At 64.7% G+C, this 17,298-nt stretch carries 16 protein-coding genes; 12 read left to right on the top strand and 4 right to left on the bottom strand.

Annotated features, from left to right (window positions below; genetic code table 11):
• The first annotated feature begins 100 nt into the window (after positions 1-100).
• The 7 genes from panD (at position 101) to CAG41_RS14195 (ending at position 9,911) form a co-directional block, all read left to right on the top strand.
• Complete coding sequence (panD, locus tag CAG41_RS14225) at positions 101-481, top strand: aspartate 1-decarboxylase (RefSeq protein ID WP_047229851.1); 381 nt, start codon at positions 101-103, stop codon at positions 479-481.
• Positions 482-705: 224 nt separating this feature from the next.
• On the top strand, positions 706-2,370 hold the full coding sequence (gene pgi / locus CAG41_RS14220; protein WP_085584255.1) for a glucose-6-phosphate isomerase: 1,665 nt from the start codon (positions 706-708) through the stop codon (positions 2,368-2,370).
• A gap of 229 nt (positions 2,371-2,599) precedes the next feature.
• On the top strand, positions 2,600-4,537 hold the full coding sequence (gene acs, locus CAG41_RS14215; protein ID WP_085707115.1) for an acetate--CoA ligase: 1,938 nt from the start codon (positions 2,600-2,602) through the stop codon (positions 4,535-4,537).
• Between the two features lie 61 nt (positions 4,538-4,598).
• Positions 4,599-5,471 (top strand): oxygenase MpaB family protein, encoded by an 873-nt coding sequence (locus CAG41_RS14210; RefSeq protein WP_085707114.1) that lies wholly within the window; start codon positions 4,599-4,601, stop codon positions 5,469-5,471.
• Positions 5,472-5,537: 66 nt separating this feature from the next.
• Positions 5,538-6,554, top strand: a complete 1,017-nt coding sequence (locus tag CAG41_RS14205; RefSeq protein WP_085707113.1) for a class I SAM-dependent rRNA methyltransferase — start codon at positions 5,538-5,540, stop codon at positions 6,552-6,554.
• A gap of 109 nt (positions 6,555-6,663) precedes the next feature.
• Entirely contained in the window at positions 6,664-9,615 is a 2,952-nt protein-coding gene (locus tag CAG41_RS14200; protein ID WP_085632269.1) for a DUF748 domain-containing protein, read from the top strand.
• A complete protein-coding gene (locus CAG41_RS14195) occupies positions 9,615-9,911 on the top strand; it encodes a DUF2845 domain-containing protein (protein ID WP_085584245.1) in 297 nt (98 codons plus the stop codon). The genes CAG41_RS14200 and CAG41_RS14195 overlap by 1 nt, the downstream gene beginning before the upstream one ends.
• Before the next feature lie 411 nt (positions 9,912-10,322).
• Here CAG41_RS14195 and CAG41_RS14190 read toward each other — a convergent pair whose 3' ends face one another.
• Both CAG41_RS14190 and CAG41_RS14185 read right to left on the bottom strand, forming a co-directional pair.
• Positions 10,323-10,679 carry a BON domain-containing protein gene (locus CAG41_RS14190; protein ID WP_085584243.1) on the bottom strand — a complete coding sequence of 119 codons (357 nt, stop codon included), beginning with the start codon at positions 10,677-10,679 and terminating at the stop codon, positions 10,323-10,325.
• A gap of 292 nt (positions 10,680-10,971) precedes the next feature.
• Entirely contained in the window at positions 10,972-11,391 is a 420-nt protein-coding gene (locus tag CAG41_RS14185) for a pilin (protein ID WP_085584241.1), read from the bottom strand.
• Between the two features lie 226 nt (positions 11,392-11,617).
• Between CAG41_RS14185 and pilB the strand changes: the two genes are divergently transcribed.
• Genes pilB through yacG form a run of 5 tightly spaced genes read left to right on the top strand, consistent with a single transcriptional unit; the run spans position 11,618 to position 16,229 of the window.
• Positions 11,618-13,318, top strand: coding sequence for a type IV-A pilus assembly ATPase PilB (pilB, locus tag CAG41_RS14180; protein ID WP_085584239.1), 1,701 nt, complete (start codon positions 11,618-11,620; stop codon positions 13,316-13,318).
• A gap of 2 nt (positions 13,319-13,320) precedes the next feature.
• Positions 13,321-14,538: a type II secretion system F family protein gene (locus CAG41_RS14175; protein ID WP_085584236.1), complete on the top strand. Its 1,218-nt coding sequence runs from the start codon at positions 13,321-13,323 to the stop codon at positions 14,536-14,538.
• A gap of 1 nt (position 14,539) precedes the next feature.
• Positions 14,540-15,412 (top strand): A24 family peptidase, encoded by an 873-nt coding sequence (locus CAG41_RS14170; protein WP_085707112.1) that lies wholly within the window; start codon positions 14,540-14,542, stop codon positions 15,410-15,412.
• Positions 15,409-16,032, top strand: coding sequence for a dephospho-CoA kinase (coaE, locus tag CAG41_RS14165; RefSeq protein ID WP_085707111.1), 624 nt, complete (start codon positions 15,409-15,411; stop codon positions 16,030-16,032). Before CAG41_RS14170 ends, coaE begins: the two co-directional genes overlap by 4 nt.
• A complete protein-coding gene (gene yacG, locus CAG41_RS14160; protein WP_085584230.1) occupies positions 16,029-16,229 on the top strand; it encodes a DNA gyrase inhibitor YacG in 201 nt (66 codons plus the stop codon). The genes coaE and yacG overlap by 4 nt, the downstream gene beginning before the upstream one ends.
• Positions 16,230-16,236: 7 nt before the next feature.
• Here yacG and CAG41_RS14155 read toward each other — a convergent pair whose 3' ends face one another.
• Together CAG41_RS14155 and CAG41_RS14150 are read right to left on the bottom strand one after the other, a co-directional pair.
• Positions 16,237-16,452: a hypothetical protein gene (locus CAG41_RS14155; RefSeq protein ID WP_085584228.1), complete on the bottom strand. Its 216-nt coding sequence runs from the start codon at positions 16,450-16,452 to the stop codon at positions 16,237-16,239.
• Positions 16,453-16,517: 65 nt separating this feature from the next.
• Positions 16,518-17,207: an energy-coupling factor ABC transporter permease gene (locus CAG41_RS14150; protein ID WP_085584226.1), complete on the bottom strand. Its 690-nt coding sequence runs from the start codon at positions 17,205-17,207 to the stop codon at positions 16,518-16,520.
• Between the last annotated feature and the right edge of the window lie 91 nt (positions 17,208-17,298).

Here is a 17,298-nt window from a genome sequence, read left to right as displayed (position 1 = left end):
CCGCTTGCGCATCGCCCATGCCCTGTGCGCAGCCATATTGCCGCCCTCCCCCCCTTCGGGCACACTGCCTGCCGTTCGATTCCGACCAGGGGAACCCCTCATGCACGCCATCATGCTCAAGGCCAAGCTGCACCGCGCCGAAGTCACCCACGCGGTACTCGATTACGAAGGTTCCTGCGCCATCGACGGCGAATGGCTGGACCTGTCCGGCATCCGTGAGTACGAGCAGATCCAGATCTACAACGTCGACAACGGCGAACGCTTCACCACCTACGCGATCCGAGGCGAAGAAGGTTCGCGGATGATCTCGGTCAACGGCGCAGCGGCGCACAAGGCCAAGGTCGGCGACCGCGTGATCATTTGCGCCTACGCCCACTACAGCGAAGCCGAACTTGCGAATTTCAAGCCGCGCATGCTCTACATGGCGCCGGGCAACGAATTGAGCCACACCAGCAACGCCATCCCGGTGCAGGTCGCCTGAGCAGGCCGCGCCCGCCCTTCCGTTCGTCGGCCGTTTCCTGGACAGATGTTAAAAAAGTACAGGAAACGGGTCAGACAAAGTCAAGACAGATCGCAGCGCGGGGTTTACTGTATTGGCCCTGCGCCCTGAAACCGTGTCAACGCAGCTGACCCCATGCCCTGACCGGGCCTGGCGGTTCGATCCGTGTAACAAAGGCCGTTCAAGTAAAAAGGAAAACCGCAGCGATGGCGTACTACCGCACTCCTCATGACGTTACCGCTCTGCCTGCCTGGCAAGCGTTGAAAGACCACCGCCAAGCCATGCAGGATTTCAGCATGCGCGAAGCCTTCAACGCCGACCCGCAGCGCTTCAACCAATTCACCCTGAGCAGCTGCGGACTGTTTCTCGACTATTCGAAGAACCTGATCAACGCCCAGACCCGCGACCTGCTGGTGGGACTGGCCAACGAGGTCGACCTCAAGGGCGCGATCAAATCGCTGTTCGACGGCGAAATCGTCAATGCTTCCGAAGGCCGCCCTGCCCTGCACACCGCCCTGCGCCGCCCGGTGGGCGACAAGCTGTCGGTCAACGGCGTCAATGTGATGCCGGACGTGCACAAGGTGCTGAACCAGATGACCGATCTGGTGGGCCGCATCCACGACGGCCTGTGGCGCGGCTACACCGAGAAGCCGATCACCGACGTCGTGAACATCGGCATCGGCGGCTCGTTCCTCGGCCCTGAGCTGGTGTCCGAGGCCCTGCTGTCCTACGCCCAGAAAGGCGTGCGTTGCCACTACCTGGCGAACATCGACGGCAGCGAGTTCCACGGCCTGACCCAGAAGCTGCGGGCCGAAACCACGCTGTTCATCGTGTCGTCGAAATCCTTCAACACCCTCGAAACCCTGAAGAACGCCCAGGCCGCCCGCGCCTGGTACCTGGCCCAGGGCGGTTCGGAAGCCGAACTGCACCGCCACTTCATCGCCGTTTCGAGCAACAACGCGGCGGCCGTGGCGTTCGGCATCCGCGAAGAGAACATCTTCCCGATGTGGGACTGGGTCGGCGGCCGCTACTCGCTGTGGTCGGCCATCGGCCTGCCGATCGCCCTGGCCATCGGCATGTCCAACTTCAAGGAACTGCTGTCCGGCGCCTACACCATGGACCAGCATTTCCAGAGCGCGCCGTTCGAACAGAACATGCCGGTGCTGCTGGCCCTGCTCGGCGTGTGGTACGGCAACTTCTGGGGTGCGCAGAGCCACGCGATCCTGCCGTACGACCACTACCTGCGCAACATCACCAAGCACCTGCAGCAACTGGACATGGAGTCCAACGGCAAGCGCGTGCGCCAGGACGGCACAGCGGTGTCCACCGACACCGGCCCCGTGATCTGGGGCGGCGTCGGCTGCAACGGCCAGCATGCCTATCACCAGCTGCTGCACCAGGGCACCCAACTGATCCCGGCCGACTTCATCGTGCCGGTCGTCAGCTTCAACCCGGTGTCCGACCATCACCAGTGGCTGTACGCCAACTGCCTGTCCCAGAGCCAGGCCCTGATGCTCGGCAAGACCCTGGCCGAAGCCGAGGCCGAACTGCGCGACAAAGGCATGAGCGAAGAGCAGGTGCACAAGCTCGCCGCCCACAAGGTGATCCCGGGCAACCGCCCGAGCAACACCCTGGTGGTCGAACGCATCAGCCCGCGCCGCCTCGGCGCCCTGGTGGCGATGTACGAACACAAGGTGTTCGTGCAGAGCGTGGTTTGGGGCATCAACGCCTTCGACCAGTGGGGCGTGGAACTGGGCAAGGAACTGGGCAAGGGCGTCTACAACCGCCTGGTCGGCAGCGAAGAGAGCGCCGCCGAGGATCCGTCCACCCAAGGCCTGATCAGCTACTTCCGCGGCCGTCACCGCGGCTGATCCGGCGCATCGCCCGCAGAGCCTGTCCATCACGGACTCTGCGGGCAACGACAATCCCCTGTGGGAGCGAGCCTGCTCGCGATGACAACGGAACATTCAACTTTGATGTTGGCTGATCCGATCCCATCGCGAGCAGGCTCGCTCCCACAGTCGTTTTGGTCATGGCTTGAACCTCTCGGGCACTCGGCGCATCTTTATTCTTGTCGCACAACAAGAATAAGGAACCGTCATGTTCGATATCAGCACGTTCCCCAAAGCCGATGCCGTCCGCCGGGCCGCACAGTTGAGTCAGGACGACTACCAGCGCCTGTACCGCGAATCCATTGAACACCCCAGCACCTTCTGGGCCGAACAGGCCAAGCACTTCCTGGACTGGAGCACCCCGTGGCAGACCGTCCAGCGCTATGACCTGAAGACCGGCGAAGCCACCTGGTTCGCCGGGGCGAAGCTGAACGTCAGCCACAACTGCATCGACCGCCACCTGGAACGGCGCGGCGAGCAGACCGCCCTGCTCTGGGAAGGCGACGACCCCGCCGAATCGGCGCAGATCACCTACCGCAAGCTCCATCACCACGTCTGCCGGCTGGCCAACGTGCTGAAAAGCCGCGGCGTGAAGAAAGGCGACCGGGTGTGCATCTACATGCCGATGATCCCCGAAGCGACCTACGCCATGTTGGCCTGCGCGCGGATCGGCGCGATCCATTCGGTGGTGTTCGGCGGCTTCTCCCCGGACTCCCTGCGTGACCGCATCCTCGACGCCGACTGCCGCACGGTGATCACCGCCGACGAAGGCGTGCGCGGCGGCAAGTTCGTGCCGCTCAAGCACAACGTCGACAAGGCCCTGCAAAGCTGCCCGGACGTCAGCACCGTGGTGGTGGTCGAGCGCACCCAGGGCAAGGTGGACTGGACCTTAGGCCGCGACCTGTGGTATCACCAGGCGGTGCGCGAGGTCAGCGACGACTGCCCGCCGGAACCGATGGACGCCGAAGACCCGCTGTTCATCCTCTATACCTCCGGCAGCACCGGCAAACCCAAAGGTGTGCTGCACACCACCGGCGGCTATCTGCTGCAGGCGGCGATGACCTTCAAGTACGTGCTCGACTACCGCGACGGCGAAGTGTTCTGGTGCACCGCCGACGTCGGCTGGGTCACCGGCCACAGCTACATCGTCTACGGCCCGTTGGCCAACGGCGCCACCACCCTGATCTTCGAAGGCGTGCCGAGCTACCCGACCACCTCGCGGTTCTGGCAGGTGATCGACAAGCACCACGTCAACATCTTCTACACCGCGCCGACCGCCCTGCGCGCCCTGATGCGCGAAGGGGCCGGCCCGCTGCAGGAAACTTCGCGGCAAAGCCTCAGACTGCTCGGCAGCGTCGGTGAGCCGATCAACCCGGAAGCGTGGGAATGGTATTTCAACGTGGTCGGCGAGCAGCGCTGCCCCATCGTCGACACCTGGTGGCAGACCGAGACCGGCGGCATCATGCTCAGCCCCTTGGTCAGCGCCCAGCTGATCAAGCCAGGCTGCGCCACCCGGCCGATGTTCGGCGTGCAGCCCGTGCTGCTCGATGAGCACGGCAAGGAAATCAAGGGCGCCGGCAGCGGCGTGCTGGCGATCAAGTCGAGCTGGCCGGCGCAGATCCGCAGCGTCTACGGCGACCCGCAGCGGATGGTCGACACCTATTTCAAACCCTACCCCGGCTACTACTTCACCGGCGACGGCGCCCGCCGCGACGAGGACGGCGACTACTGGATCACCGGCCGCATCGACGACGTGATCAACGTATCCGGCCACCGCATCGGCACCGCCGAAGTGGAGAGCGCCCTGGTGCTGCACGACAGCATCGCCGAGGCGGCGGTGGTCGGTTATCCCCACGACGTCAAAGGCCAAGGCATCTACGCCTTCGTCACGCCCATGAACGGCACCGAGGCCGGCGACGAACTGAAGAAAGAACTGCTGGCCCACGTCAGCAAGGAAATCGGCAGCTTCGCCAAGCCGGACCTGATCCAGTGGGCGCCGGCCTTGCCGAAAACCCGCTCAGGCAAGATCATGCGCAGGATCCTGCGCAAGATCGCCTGCAACGAGCTCGACAGCCTCGGGGACACCTCCACCCTGGCCGACCCGAGCGTGGTGCAGGGCCTGATCGACAAGCGCCTCAACCGGTAGCGGCGCCGGCGCGGTCGTCCGGCCGCGCCGTCCCTGCCCTGAAGCCATCCGTCGAGACCCCATGGAATTCATCCGCCACCGCATCGAAAGCCAGCTCATGAGCCTGACCGGGCTGTCCCTCGGCCAGCTCGACCTGGAAAACCCCAAGGGCGATCCCGGCCTGTTCGGCCCCGACTCGGTCAGCTGGCAAGTGCACGGCGACTTCAGCAGCATGCTGATCGGCGGCATCGCCGCGCTGCTGCTGCAGGCCTTGCACCCGCTGGCGCTGGCCGGGGTGTGGGATCACTCGAACTTTCGCCAGGACATGCTCGGACGGCTGCGCCGCACCAGCCAGTTCGTCTCGGGCACCACGTTCGGCTCGCGCAAGGACGCCGACTGGCTGATCGAAAAGGTGCGCACCATTCACCTGCAAGTGGTCGGCACCGCTCCGGACGGCCGCCCCTATGCGGCCAGCGACCCGGATCTGCTGACCTGGGTGCATGTGGCGGAGGTCAGCCACTTCCTCGCCGCCCACCTGCGCTACCGCAATCCGCATTTGTCCCTGGCGGACCAGGATCGCTACTACGCTGAGATCGCCGTGATCGCCGAACGGCTCGGCGCCCAGGACGTGCCCCGTTCGCGCGCGGCGGTGGCCGATTACCTGCAGCGCATGCGCCCGCAGCTGCTGTGCGACGGGCGCAGCCGGGAAGTCCTGCGACTGTTGCTCGACGCACCGGCCCCCAGCCTGCTGGCCCGACCCTTCGGCGACCTGATGATGAAGGCCGGCATCGACCTGCTGCCGGACTGGGCCAGCGACATGTTCGGCGTGCGCCAGAACCCGCTGCGCCGCCAGCTGATCCGCGCCAGCGTCAACCGCAGCGCGCCGATGCTGCGCTGGGCCATGCGCAACGGCTCGGTGCAGCGCGCCCAGCGGCGGATGGGGCTGCTGCCCTGATCCCTCGCCACAGACGCCGACAATGCTAAACTCCCGCGCCCCCATACCCTCCAGCAAGGCGCCCGCATGTCTTCCTTGAACCAGGCGCTGCGCGCCGCCCTCGACCAACGCCAGGACCTGCTCGCCGAACTGCACGGCCAGGGCACCGACTGCTACCGCCTGTTCCACGGCAGCCAGGAAGGCGCAGGCGGCCTGACCGTCGACCGCTACGGCCCGCAACTGATGGTGCAAAGCTTCCACCAGACCCTGGAACGCGATGCCTTGCTGCACCTGCACGAGACCGTCAACGAGACCCTGGGCCTGGACACCCTGCTGGTCTACAACGACCGCTCCGGGGGCAACTCGCGGATCGACCGCACCGACCCCGTCTACCGGGCCGACGAGGCGGCGCTGGCGGATCTGGTCGGCCACGAGTGGGGCCTGAACTACCGCGTGCGCGGGCGCCACGCCGGGCAGGATCCGCTGCTGTTCCTCGACCTGCGCAACACCCGGGGCTGGGTCAAGGATCACGCCAAGGGCAAAAGCGTGCTCAACCTGTTCGCCTACACCTGCGGGGTCGGCCTCAGTGCCGCCGCCGGCGGTGCGCGCGAGGTGTGCAACCTGGACTTCGCCGAGGGCAACCTGGCGGTCGGCCGCGAGAACGGCCAGCTCAATCCGCAACTGCCGGCCATGCAATTCATCCAGTCCGACTACTTCCCGGCGATCCGCCAACTGGCCGGGCTGCCGATCACCCAGCGGCGCGGGCAAAAGCTGCCGAGCTATCCGCGCCTGGAACAGCGCCAGTACGATCTGGTGCTGCTCGATCCGCCGGCCTGGGCCAAGAGCGCGTTCGGCACCGTCGACCTGCTGCGCGACTATCAGAGCCTGCTCAAGCCGGCCCTGCTGGCCACCGCCGAAGACGGCGTGCTGATCTGCTGCAACAACCTGGCGAAAATCAGCATGGACGACTGGCGCGAACAGGTGCTGCGCTGCGCGGAAAAGGCCGGGCGGCCGGTGCGCGAATGGACGGTGATGACACCGGGCCGGGACTTCCCTTCCATGGACGGACAACCGCCGCTGAAGACCCTGATCCTCCAGCTGTGAAGTCTGCTTGGGAAATTTCCCACAGAAAAATCTGAACAATCCTGGCCATGGGCAATTACTTCGGAACCGCAATCGCGTGCCATACTCCAAGGCACTCCGATTCAGACAGATGAAGCCGCACATGCCCAAAGGATTGATTCGCGCGATTGGCGCCCTGTTGACCGCTCTGGCCCTCTACAGCCTGTTGGGGTTTCTGATTCTGCCGGGCATTGCGTTACGGGTCGCCAACCAGCAACTGGCCAACTACGCCACCGTGCCGGCGCATATCCAGCGCATCGAACTCAATCCGTTCAGCCTTGAGCTCACCCTGTGGGGGCTGGTCATCGGCGAACCGGGCAAGGAACAGGTCGGGTTCGAACGCCTCTACGCCAACCTGCAGCTCGACAGCCTGTGGACAAAGGCCCTGCACCTGGCCGACATCGAACTGGACAAGCCCAAGACCGAAATCCTGTTCGCCAAGGACGGCCAGCTCAACCTGCTCGGCCTGTTCAAGCTTCCGGCCAGCGAACCCGCGCCGGCCGACCCCGACGCCAAACCGTTTCCGCTGCGCATCGACCGCATCAAGCTGGCCGGCGGCGCCGTGCATTTCGAGGACGCGCGCCCGAGCGAGCCGATCGAATTCCTCTACGACACCCTCGACTTCGAACTGAAGAACCTCAGCACCCTGCCCGAAGACAGCGCCGACATGACCCTGGTCGCCGTCGGCCCCGCCGGCGGGCGCATCGACTGGAGCGGCAACTTCAGCCTGATCCCGATCACCTCCGAAGGCACGCTGAAAATCACCGACGGCAAGATGAAGGCCTTCTGGCCCTACGTGCGCGACGCCGTGCCGCTGGTGCTGGAAGACGGCGTGGTCAGCCTCAGCACCGACTACAAGCTCAATCTGTCCAAGCAAACCGAACTGCTGCTGAACAACGTCGCCGTCAGCGTCGCGCCGTTCGCCATCAAGGCCCCGGACGGCCGTCCGCTGGCGAAGCTCGAACGCCTCGACGTCAGCGAGACCACGGTGGACCTGGCCAAGCAGCAGGTGGTGGTGGGCAAGATCCGCAGCCAGAAACTGGAGACCTGGGCCGCCCGCGAAGCCGACGGGCAACTGGACTGGCAGAAGCTGTTCGCCAGCCAGCCGTCCAAACCGGCGGCCAAGGCCGCCGCCGAACCCAAGACCGCGCCGGCCGCCGCCGATTCGCCGAAGGAACCGGCAGCGCCGGCCAAGCCCTGGCAAGTGCTGCTCAAGGACGTGCAGCTGCGCAATTACCAGGTGCACCTGGCCGACCGCCAGCCGCAGCCGCCGGTGGCCCTGGAGGTCGGCCCGCTGAACCTCGACCTGCAGAACTTCGACAGCCTCAACGGTTCGCCCTTCAACCTCAAGCTCGACACCGGCCTGGGCAAGCAGGGCAAGATCAGCGCCGACGGCGTGGTCAACCTCGCGCCGGTCACCGCCCAGCTCAACGTGAAGACCCAGGACATCGACCTGCGGGTCGCCCAGTCCTACATCACCCCGTTCATCCGCCTGGAACTGCGCAGCGGCATGCTCGGCAGCGACCTGAAGGTCAACCTCAAGAGCACCGAACCCCTGGCGCTCAGCGTCACCGGGCGTGCCCAGGTCGATCAACTGCACACCCTCGACACCCTCAAGACCCGCGACTTCCTCAAGTGGCAGCAGGTGGTGGTGGAGGGCCTGAACTACCAGCACGGCGACAGCCTGTCCATCGACCGGATCAACCTGTTCCAGCCCTATGCGCGGTTCATGATCAACGATGACCGCACCACCAACATCGACGACCTGCTGGTGCCACAGCCCGCCGACTCGGCGGCGAAGCCAGCCGCCGCCAAGCAGCCGTCCGGAGGCGACAAGCCGCTGGGCATCCACATCGGCGCCATCGCGATCAACGACGGTTCGGCCAACTTCGCCGACTTCAGCCTGACCCCCAACTTCGCCACCGCGATCCAGCAGCTCAACGGCCAGATCGGCACCATCGACAGCCGCCAGGCTAAGCCGGCCAGCGTCGACGTCAAAGGCAAGGTCGACCGCTATGCGCCGGTGACCATCAAAGGTTCGGTGAACCCGTTCGACCCGATGGCCAGCCTCGACATCGCCACCAGCTTCAAGCGCGTCGAGCTGACCACCCTGACCCCCTACTCCGGCAAGTTCGCCGGCTACCGGATCCGCAAGGGCCGGCTCAACCTCGACCTGCACTACCTGATCACCAAGGGCCAGCTCAAGGCCGAGAACAAGGTGGTGGTGGAACAACTGCAGCTGGGCGAAAAGGTCGACAGCCCGGACGCCGTGAGCCTGCCGCTGAAACTGGCGATCGCCCTGCTCAAGGACGTGGACGGCAAGATCTCCATCGAGCTGCCGGTCAGCGGCGACCTGAACAACCCGCAGTTCAGCGTGATGCCGATCGTCTGGCAGACTTTGCGCAACCTGATCGTCAAGGCCGCCGCCGCGCCGTTCAAGCTGATCGGCGGCCTGGTCAGCGGCGGAGGTTCGGAGGACCTGGGCAGCGTGTCGTTCGCGCCCGGCTCCAGCGAGCTGAGCAAGGACGCTGAAGCGGCGCTGGTCAAGCTGTCCCAGGCGCTCAAGGAGCGTCCGGCCCTGCGCCTGGAAATCGAAGGCACCGCCGCCAAGAGCAGCGACGGCCCGCTCATCGCCGAGCAGCGCCTGGAGCGTGAATACCAGTACAACTACTACAAGATGCTCCAGCGCCGGGGCGACAAGGTGCCGGCCCAGGCTTCCTTGCTGCAGGTGCCGGACGGCGAGAAAGGCCCGTTGCTCGAAGGCATCTACCGCACCCGCCTGAAGACCCAGCCACCAGCCGAATGGAAGGACCTGGGCAAGGAAGAGCGCACCGCGAAGATGCGCGAGGACGTGATCAAGTTCTGGAGCTCCAGCGACGTCCTGCTGCGCCAGCTCGGTCAGGACCGCGCCAGCAGCATCAAGGATTACCTGGTGGACAAGGGCCAACTGGCCGACGACCGGGTGTACTTCATCGACGCCAACCTCGGCGAAGCGGAAAGCGATGGCCGGGTGGTGACGCAAATGCATCTGGATGCCGAATGATGAACCGCAAATGGCTGCCCGCAATCCTCTTGGCGTTGGCCGCCGGCCAAGCGTCTGCGTCCGACACCCTGCGTTGCGGCAGCCAGCTGGTCAGCCTCGGCGACCGCGCCAGCGAAGTGCTGCAGAAATGCGGCGAGCCGCTGAGCCGTGATGTGCTGGGGTACAAGCGCAGCGCCAATCGCCGTGAGGAGTTCCAGGTCGAGGAATGGACCTACGGCCCGAGCAACGGCATGTACCAGTACCTGCGCTTCGAGGGCAACCGCCTGAAGCAGATCAACAGCAAGCGCGGCAACTGAAATCCCCCCTGTGGGCGATGTTGGCTGTGACGGCCTCATCGCTTGCAGGCACGCTCCCACAGGTTTTTGTGGTGAGCACAGAACTGCGGCCGCTGCTGAACCCTGTGGGAGCCGGCTTGCCGGCGATGGCGGCGGGTCAGGCAACACAGATGCCGCAGTGCCGGCCTCATCGCTGGCAAGGAGCAATGAATCCGCCAGCATCGCAGATCCCTTGTGGGAGCCAGCCTGCGGGCGATGACGCCATCCCAGGCGATGCGGCATGCGTTGCCCCGAAACGAAACGGGCCCCGGCAATCAACCGGGGCCCGCAGTGGCCACATCCCTGTGGCCGTTCGCATGAACTACAAGTGCGGCAGACGTATTGCACGGATCGCCTGTCGCGCCTCCTCCCGTCCAGGCGAGAAGCCTTGCCTTACTCGGCTTTGAGGCCGTCGGCGGAAACCGCCTTGACGCCTTTGATTTTCTTGGCGATCGCGACCGCCATCTCTTTCTGCGAATCGGTCACGGCGACGGTGGACGACAGGGACACCACGCCTTTGTTGGTTTCGACCTTGATGTCGGTGCCGGGAATGCCTTTTTCGGTGACCAGGTCAGCTTTGACCTTGGTGGTGATCCAGGTATCGGAAGTGGCTTCCTTGGCTTTGGTAACTTCGCCGGCTGCCAGCGTCATGGGCGCCTGAGCCGTCTGGGTGGACTGGGCGAATGCGCCGGTGGCCATGGTCAGAGTCAGCGCGGTAGCAGCAGCGGCAGTGATAGCGAACTTCTTCATACGAGTAACTCCTGTTTTCTGGAAAGTCTGCTGCGCTTCTTGTCAGCAGGTTACTGGAGATATTGCGAACGCTGTGCCAACTCCGCGACAAAAATAAATCATTAAAAATCAACAACTTATGAAAACACTCAGTTGACGGAATCATGCAATTTGCATGACCGCGATCCGTTCTGCATGCAACTTGCGGATTTCTGAAAAGTTCCTAAGGCACTGAAACAATTCAGGCTTTTTCCGCCGCCCGGAAAACAGAATGCCCCGCTAGGCGGGGCATTCGGGAGACGCAGCGCGACCCTCAGGTCCCGGTGCAGCCCTTCGGCGCGTAGTCCTGGGCTGCCGTGGTCGCGCAGCTCCAGCCGGTGGCGGCGGTGCGGGTCAGGGTGATGGTTTTGCCCAGCACCGGACCTGGCGCATTGGCCAGGGTGCAGGTGATGGTGCCGGCCCCGGTGGAGGCTGTGCCCGACGCCGCCAGCGTGCCGCAGTTGGACGTGGTCGCCGTGGCGCTGCCGGCCACCAGCGTCAGTGTCGGGTCGGTGCCTTGATTGATGGTGTCCTCGAACGGCACCTTCATGGCGCTGATCTCCGCCAGCCCCGCCGTCACTTTCGAACGGGCCTGGTACTTGGAGTACTGCGGCAGCGCGATGGTCGCCAGGATACCGATGATCGCCACGACGATCAGCAGCTCGATCAGGGTGAAACCTTGTTGTTTCTTCATAGACACGCTCCTTGCATGAGTCGGAATCTCATGGTCTGAACACGACTCAGCACAGCCCGTGCCAATCCCTTGCAGGCCCTGAAGGCTGGGCGCGGCGGCATGCCCAAGGCACGTCCTACAGCCTTGAACCGCAGTATCTGACACTTTTTGTCACCTGCACCCCACAGGTTTGGCGCTGTCACTTGTCTAGGCTATAAGTCATGAACTGTCTGCGTCCGGGATCCCCATGAATGACATCGCTCTGAGCGGTCTGGCCAAGCAACTGGTGCAGGCCGAACTGCTGACGGAAAAAAGTGCCCAGCAAGCCTGGCAACAGGCCCAGCGCAACCGCTTGTCGCTGGTCAGCTATCTGGTGCAGAACAAACTGGTGAAAAGCTGGCAGGTCGCCGAAATCGCCTCGGAGCATTTCGGCGTGGCCTACCTGGATCTCAACTGCCTGGACAAGGAAACCCAGCCCAAAGGCCTGGTCAGCGAAAAACTGGTGCGCCAGCACCACGCGCTGCCCCTGTGGCGCCGCGGGAACAAGCTGTTCGTGGGGATCTCCGACCCGAGCAACCAGCAGGCGATCAACGACATCCAGTTCAGCACCGGCCTGAGCACCGAAGCCATCCTGGTGGAGGACGACAAGCTCACCGACGCCATCGAGAAATTCTTCGACACCCACGCCACCGGCCTTGAGGAAATGGCCGACGTCGACTTGGACGGCCTGGACGTCGAGTCCGTCGACGACAGCCGGCAGGATGCCATCGGCGGGTTCGACGCCGACGATGCGCCGGTGGTGCGCTTCGTCCACAAGATGCTGCTGGACGCGATCAAGAGCGGCTCGTCCGACCTGCATTTCGAGCCCTACGAGAAGAACTACCGGGTGCGGATGCGCACCGACGGCATCCTGCGCGAAGCGGCCCGGCCGCCGATTCAGCTGGCCGGCCGGATCGCCGCGCGCCTGAAGGTGATGGCCAGCCTCGACATCTCCGAGCGCCGCAAGCCCCAGGACGGGCGGATCAAGATGCGCCTGTCCAAGAGCAAGTCGATCGATTTCCGGGTCAACACCCTGCCCACCCTGTGGGGCGAAAAGGTGGTGATGCGGATCCTCGACCCCTCCAGCGCCCAAATCGGCATCGACGCCCTCGGCTACGAGCCGGAGCAGAAAGACCTGTACATGGCCGCCCTCAAGCAACCCCAGGGCATGATCCTGGTCACCGGCCCCACCGGCTCGGGCAAGACCGTGTCGCTGTACACGGGGCTGAACATCCTCAACACCGTCGACATCAACATCTCCACCGCCGAAGACCCGGTGGAGATCAACATGGAAGGCATCAACCAGGTCAACGTCAACCCGAAACAGGGGATGGACTTCGCCCAGGCCCTGCGCTCGTTCCTGCGCCAGGATCCGGACGTGATCATGGTCGGCGAGATCCGCGACCTCGAAACGGCGGAGATCGCCATCAAGGCCGCGCAGACCGGCCACCTGGTGCTCTCCACCCTGCACACCAACAGCGCCGCCGAGACGCTGACCCGCCTGCACAACATGGGCATCCCCGGCTTCAACATCGCCACCTCGGTCAGCCTGATCATCGCCCAGCGCCTGGCCCGCAAGCTGTGCAGCCACTGCCGGCGTCCCGCCGAGATCCCCCGGGAGACCTTGCTCAAGGAAGGCTTCCCCGAGGAACGCATCGGCCATTTCACGCTCTATGAGCCTGCCGGATGCGACCACTGCAACGGCGGCTACAAGGGACGCGTGGGCATTTATGAAGTGGTGAAGAACACCGCCGAACTGCAACGGCTGATCATGGCCGAAGGCAACTCGCTGGAGATCGACACCCAGATGCGCCGGGACGGCTTCAACGACCTGCGCACCTCCGGCCTGATCAAGGCCATGCAAGGCATCACCAGCCTTGAGGAAATCAACCGGGTCACCAAGGACTGAACATGGCGGTCAAGGCAGCGAAAACCAGCGTGTATGCCTGGGAAGGCACGGACAAGAAAGGCGGCAAGGTGACCGGCGAACTGAGCGGGCAGAACCCGGCGCTGATCAAGGCGCAGTTGCGCAAGCAAGGGATCAACCCCGGCAAGGTGCGCAAGAAGTCCGCCTCGCTGCTCCGCTTCGGCCAACGCATCAAGGCCCAGGACATCGCGCTGTTCACCCGCCAGATGGCGACCATGATGAAGGCCGGCGTGCCATTGCTGCAGTCGTTCGACATCATCGGCGAGGGCTTCGAGAACCCGGCCATGCGCAAGCTGGTGGACGAGGTGAAGCAGGAAGTCGCCGCCGGCAACAGCTTCGCCGCCGCCCTGCGCAAGAAGCCGCAGCATTTCGACGAGCTCTACTGCAACCTGGTGGATGCCGGCGAGCAGTCCGGGGCCCTCGACACCCTTCTGGAGCGGGTCGCCACCTACAAGGAAAAGAGCGAAAGCCTCAAGGCCAAGATCAAGAAGGCCATGACCTACCCCGCCGCCGTGGTGCTGGTGGCGGCGGTGGTCACCGGGATCCTGCTGGTCAAGGTGGTGCCGCAGTTCCAGTCGGTGTTCTCCGGGTTCGGCGCCGAGCTGCCGGCCTTCACCCTGATGGTGATCGCGCTCTCGGAATTCATGCAGCAATGGTGGTGGGCGATCCTCGCGGCCCTGGTCGCCGCCTTCTTCGGCACCCGCCATGCGCTCAAACGCTCCAAGGCCCTGCGCGACCGCCGGGACGCCTGGTTGCTGAAGCTGCCGCTGGTGGGCACGCTGATGTACAAGTCCGCCGTGGCGCGGTTCGCCCGCACCCTATCGACCACGTTCGCCGCCGGGGTGCCGCTGGTCGAGGCGCTGGACTCGGTGGCCGGCGCCACCGGCAACGTGGTGTTCAAGAACGCCGTGCTGCGCATCCGCCAGGACGTGGCCACCGGCATGCAACTGAATTTCTCGATGCGCACCACCGGGGTGTTCCCCACCATGGCGGTGCAGATGACCGCCATCGGCGAGGAGTCCGGCGCCCTCGACGACATGCTCGCCAAGGTCGCCGGGTTTTACGAGGACGAAGTGGATAACATGGTCGACAACCTCACCAGCCTGATGGAACCGTTCATCATGGTGGTGCTGGGGGTGATCGTCGGCGGGCTGGTCGTGGCCATGTACCTGCCGATCTTCCAACTCGGCTCTGCGATCTGACATGCCCCTCGACGAACTGTTTGCCCTGTATCCGCTGGCCTTCGTGTGCACCGCCCTGTTGCTGGGGCTGGTGGTCGGCAGCTTCCTCAACGTGCTGGTCTGGCGCCTGCCGAAGATGCTCGAACGCGAATGGCGCCAGCAGGCCCGCGACATCCTGGGGATGCCGGGCGAAACGCCGCTGCCCACCTACAACCTGATGCTGCCGGCTTCGCAGTGCCCGCATTGCGCCCACCGCATCCGGGCGTGGGAAAACATTCCGCTGCTCAGTTACCTGTGGCTGCGCGGACGCTGTTCGGCCTGCGCCGCGTCCATCGGCAGACGCTATCCGCTGACGGAACTGGCCTGCGGCCTGCTCTCGGCCTTCATCGCCTGGCACCTGGGGTTCGGCTGGCCCGCGTGCCTGCTGACGGTGCTGACCTGGGGCCTGCTGGCGATGAGCCTGATCGACACCGAGCACCAATTGCTGCCCGACGTGCTGGTGCTGCCGTTGCTGTGGCTGGGCCTGATCGCCAACAGCTTCGGCCTGTTCACGTCGCTGCACGACGCGTTGTGGGGAGCGGTGGCCGGCTACCTGTCGCTGTGGTCGGTGTTCTGGCTGTTCAAGCTGCTCACCGGCAAGGACGGCATCGGCCACGGCGACTTCAAGCTGCTGGCGATGCTCGGCGCCTGGGGCGGCTGGCAGATCCTGCCGTTGACCATCCTGCTGTCGTCGCTGGTGGGTGCGGTCATCGGCATCATTCTGCTGCGCCTGCGCGACCGCAACGCCTCGACGCCGATCCCCTTCGGCCCCTATCTGGCGATCGCCGGCTGGATTGCCATGCTCTGGGGTGGTCAAATGACGACCTACTATTGGCAGTTTGTCGGTTTGAAATGAATACCCCTGTGGAAAAACCCTGGATTCTCGGCCTGACCGGCGGCATCGGCAGCGGCAAGAGCGCGGCCGCCCAACACTTCATCGACCTCGGCATCCACGTGGTGGACGCCGACCATGCGGCACGTTGGGTGGTCGAGCCGGGGCGCCCGGCGCTGGCGAAGATCGCCGAACATTTCGGCCCCGCCGTGCTGCAGGCCGACGGTACGCTGAACCGCGCCGCCCTGCGCAAGCTGATCTTCGAAGTGCCCGATGAACGCCGTTGGCTCGAAGCCCTGCTGCATCCGTTGATCGCCGAGGAAATCGCCCATCACCTGGCGCTGGCAGAATCGCCTTATGCGATCCTGGTCTCGCCGCTGCTGATCGAGTCGGGGCAATACGCGATGACCCGGCGGATCCTGGTGATCGACGCCCCAGAACACCTGCAGATCGAACGCACCCTGCAACGCGACCAGACCAGCGAACAGCAGGTCCAGGCGATCCTCAAGGCCCAATCCAGCCGCGAGGACCGTGTGAGCCGTGCCGATGACGTGGTGGTCAACGACCGCGACCTCGCCTGGCTGCACAGCGAGGTCGAGCGCCTGCATCACTTTTACCTGACTTTATCCGGAGGCCAGCCATGAGCCAGACCCCAACCGTCAACTGCCCGACCTGCGGCGCCCCCGTGGAATGGGTGGCCGGCAACGTCAACCGGCCGTTCTGCTCGGACCGCTGCAAACTGATCGACCTCGGCGCCTGGGCCTCGGAGGAACACAAGATCCCGGTCGCCCCGGACGCCGAGGATGAACTGTTCTCCGGCGACTTCGATCCGCGCCACTGACCCGCCGTCAGGGCCGCATGAAGCCGTAGTCCTGATCGTCGTCGAGGTTTTCCGCCAGAAAGCGCAACTCGTCGGCCAGGTCTTCGGCGTTGCGCACGGTCTTGCTCTGCTGCACCACCGCGCTGAGCAAGGCCCGCAGGCTCAGCCCCGGATCGAACCCCACCTCCTGCGCCATGTCCAGACTCTGACGCAACTCCTGCCTCGCCCACTCGTAAACGCTCATGCCGCTCGCTCCTGAAGGAATTCGAAGGAGCATGAAGGCACGGCGGGCGGCGGATTTGATGTGGATCAAGACTTGGGGTCGTCGTCCTTCCAGGGCGCCGAAAGGTAGCGGGTGCGGTTGAAGGTCTCCAGCCATTCCGGGCAGAACACCACCAGCGCGCTGATCACCATGCCGTTGATGAACGCCTCGGGAAAGATCAGCAGCCACAGGTAGCCGATGAAATCCTCCAGCCATTCCGGCAGGGCGAACAGGCCGTCGTACCACAGCAGCGCCAGGCTCGACACCAGGCACAGCAGCGCCGCCAGCGCAGCGGCGAAGAAGCCGGAGCAGAAGATGTACACGAACGGGTTGCGCGGCTGGGCACGCTCGACCATCACCGCCACGCATTCGGTGACGAGCACCGGCAGCAGAATCAGCAATGTGCCGTTGACCCCCACCGCCACCAGATCCTGGCGCCCGAGCAACACCAGCCCGGCCTGCGCCACCAGCCCGCCGACGATCGCCAACGGCCAGTCCAGCAGCAGCGTCACCGCCGTCATCCCGATGAAGTGGTACGACACGCCGGTGTCGAAGTCTCTGCGCACCAGCCACAGCAGGAACAGCGCGAACACAGTGCCGAACAGCAAGTGCTGACGCCGGCTGTCGCTGAACAGCTCGACCCACGAGGCGCTCCAGACCGCCCACAGCAAGACCGGCAGATAGATCAGCCAGCCCAAGGTCAGGCTCGTGGAAGACAGCAGTTCGGCACCGATCATGATTCCCTCATCCCTTGCGACAAATTCCCTGGTGGCAGCTGTGGCAGTCTACACCCCCACAACGCTGCTCAATGCAGGGCCTGCGCCCGCC

Origin of the sequence: Pseudomonas sp. B35(2017), assembly GCF_002113645.1 — a bacterium.
In the GTDB taxonomy this organism is placed as follows: Bacteria; Pseudomonadota; Gammaproteobacteria; order Pseudomonadales; family Pseudomonadaceae; genus Aquipseudomonas; species Aquipseudomonas ekonensis.
Note: the sequence above shows the minus strand (reverse complement) of the source record. Positions and strands in the feature narration are given on the sequence as shown.

What these genes read in the sequence shown, in the direction of transcription:
- CAG41_RS14150 (WP_085584226.1), bottom strand. Translation starts at nt 17,207, where the DNA reads ATGATCGGTGCCGAACTGCTGTCTTCCACGAGCCTGACCTTGGGCTGG.
- CAG41_RS14210 (WP_085707114.1), top strand. Translation starts at nt 4,599, where the DNA reads ATGGAATTCATCCGCCACCGCATCGAAAGCCAGCTCATGAGCCTGACC.
- CAG41_RS14185 (WP_085584241.1), bottom strand. Translation starts at nt 11,391, where the DNA reads ATGAAGAAACAACAAGGTTTCACCCTGATCGAGCTGCTGATCGTCGTG.
- acs (WP_085707115.1), top strand. Translation starts at nt 2,600, where the DNA reads ATGTTCGATATCAGCACGTTCCCCAAAGCCGATGCCGTCCGCCGGGCC.
- CAG41_RS14170 (WP_085707112.1), top strand. Translation starts at nt 14,540, where the DNA reads ATGCCCCTCGACGAACTGTTTGCCCTGTATCCGCTGGCCTTCGTGTGC.
- yacG (WP_085584230.1), top strand. Translation starts at nt 16,029, where the DNA reads ATGAGCCAGACCCCAACCGTCAACTGCCCGACCTGCGGCGCCCCCGTG.
- panD (WP_047229851.1), top strand. Translation starts at nt 101, where the DNA reads ATGCACGCCATCATGCTCAAGGCCAAGCTGCACCGCGCCGAAGTCACC.
- CAG41_RS14205 (WP_085707113.1), top strand. Translation starts at nt 5,538, where the DNA reads ATGTCTTCCTTGAACCAGGCGCTGCGCGCCGCCCTCGACCAACGCCAG.
- CAG41_RS14200 (WP_085632269.1), top strand. Translation starts at nt 6,664, where the DNA reads ATGAAGCCGCACATGCCCAAAGGATTGATTCGCGCGATTGGCGCCCTG.
- coaE (WP_085707111.1), top strand. Translation starts at nt 15,409, where the DNA reads ATGAATACCCCTGTGGAAAAACCCTGGATTCTCGGCCTGACCGGCGGC.
- CAG41_RS14195 (WP_085584245.1), top strand. Translation starts at nt 9,615, where the DNA reads ATGAACCGCAAATGGCTGCCCGCAATCCTCTTGGCGTTGGCCGCCGGC.
- CAG41_RS14155 (WP_085584228.1), bottom strand. Translation starts at nt 16,452, where the DNA reads ATGAGCGTTTACGAGTGGGCGAGGCAGGAGTTGCGTCAGAGTCTGGAC.
- CAG41_RS14190 (WP_085584243.1), bottom strand. Translation starts at nt 10,679, where the DNA reads ATGAAGAAGTTCGCTATCACTGCCGCTGCTGCTACCGCGCTGACTCTG.
- CAG41_RS14175 (WP_085584236.1), top strand. Translation starts at nt 13,321, where the DNA reads ATGGCGGTCAAGGCAGCGAAAACCAGCGTGTATGCCTGGGAAGGCACG.
- pilB (WP_085584239.1), top strand. Translation starts at nt 11,618, where the DNA reads ATGAATGACATCGCTCTGAGCGGTCTGGCCAAGCAACTGGTGCAGGCC.
- pgi (WP_085584255.1), top strand. Translation starts at nt 706, where the DNA reads ATGGCGTACTACCGCACTCCTCATGACGTTACCGCTCTGCCTGCCTGG.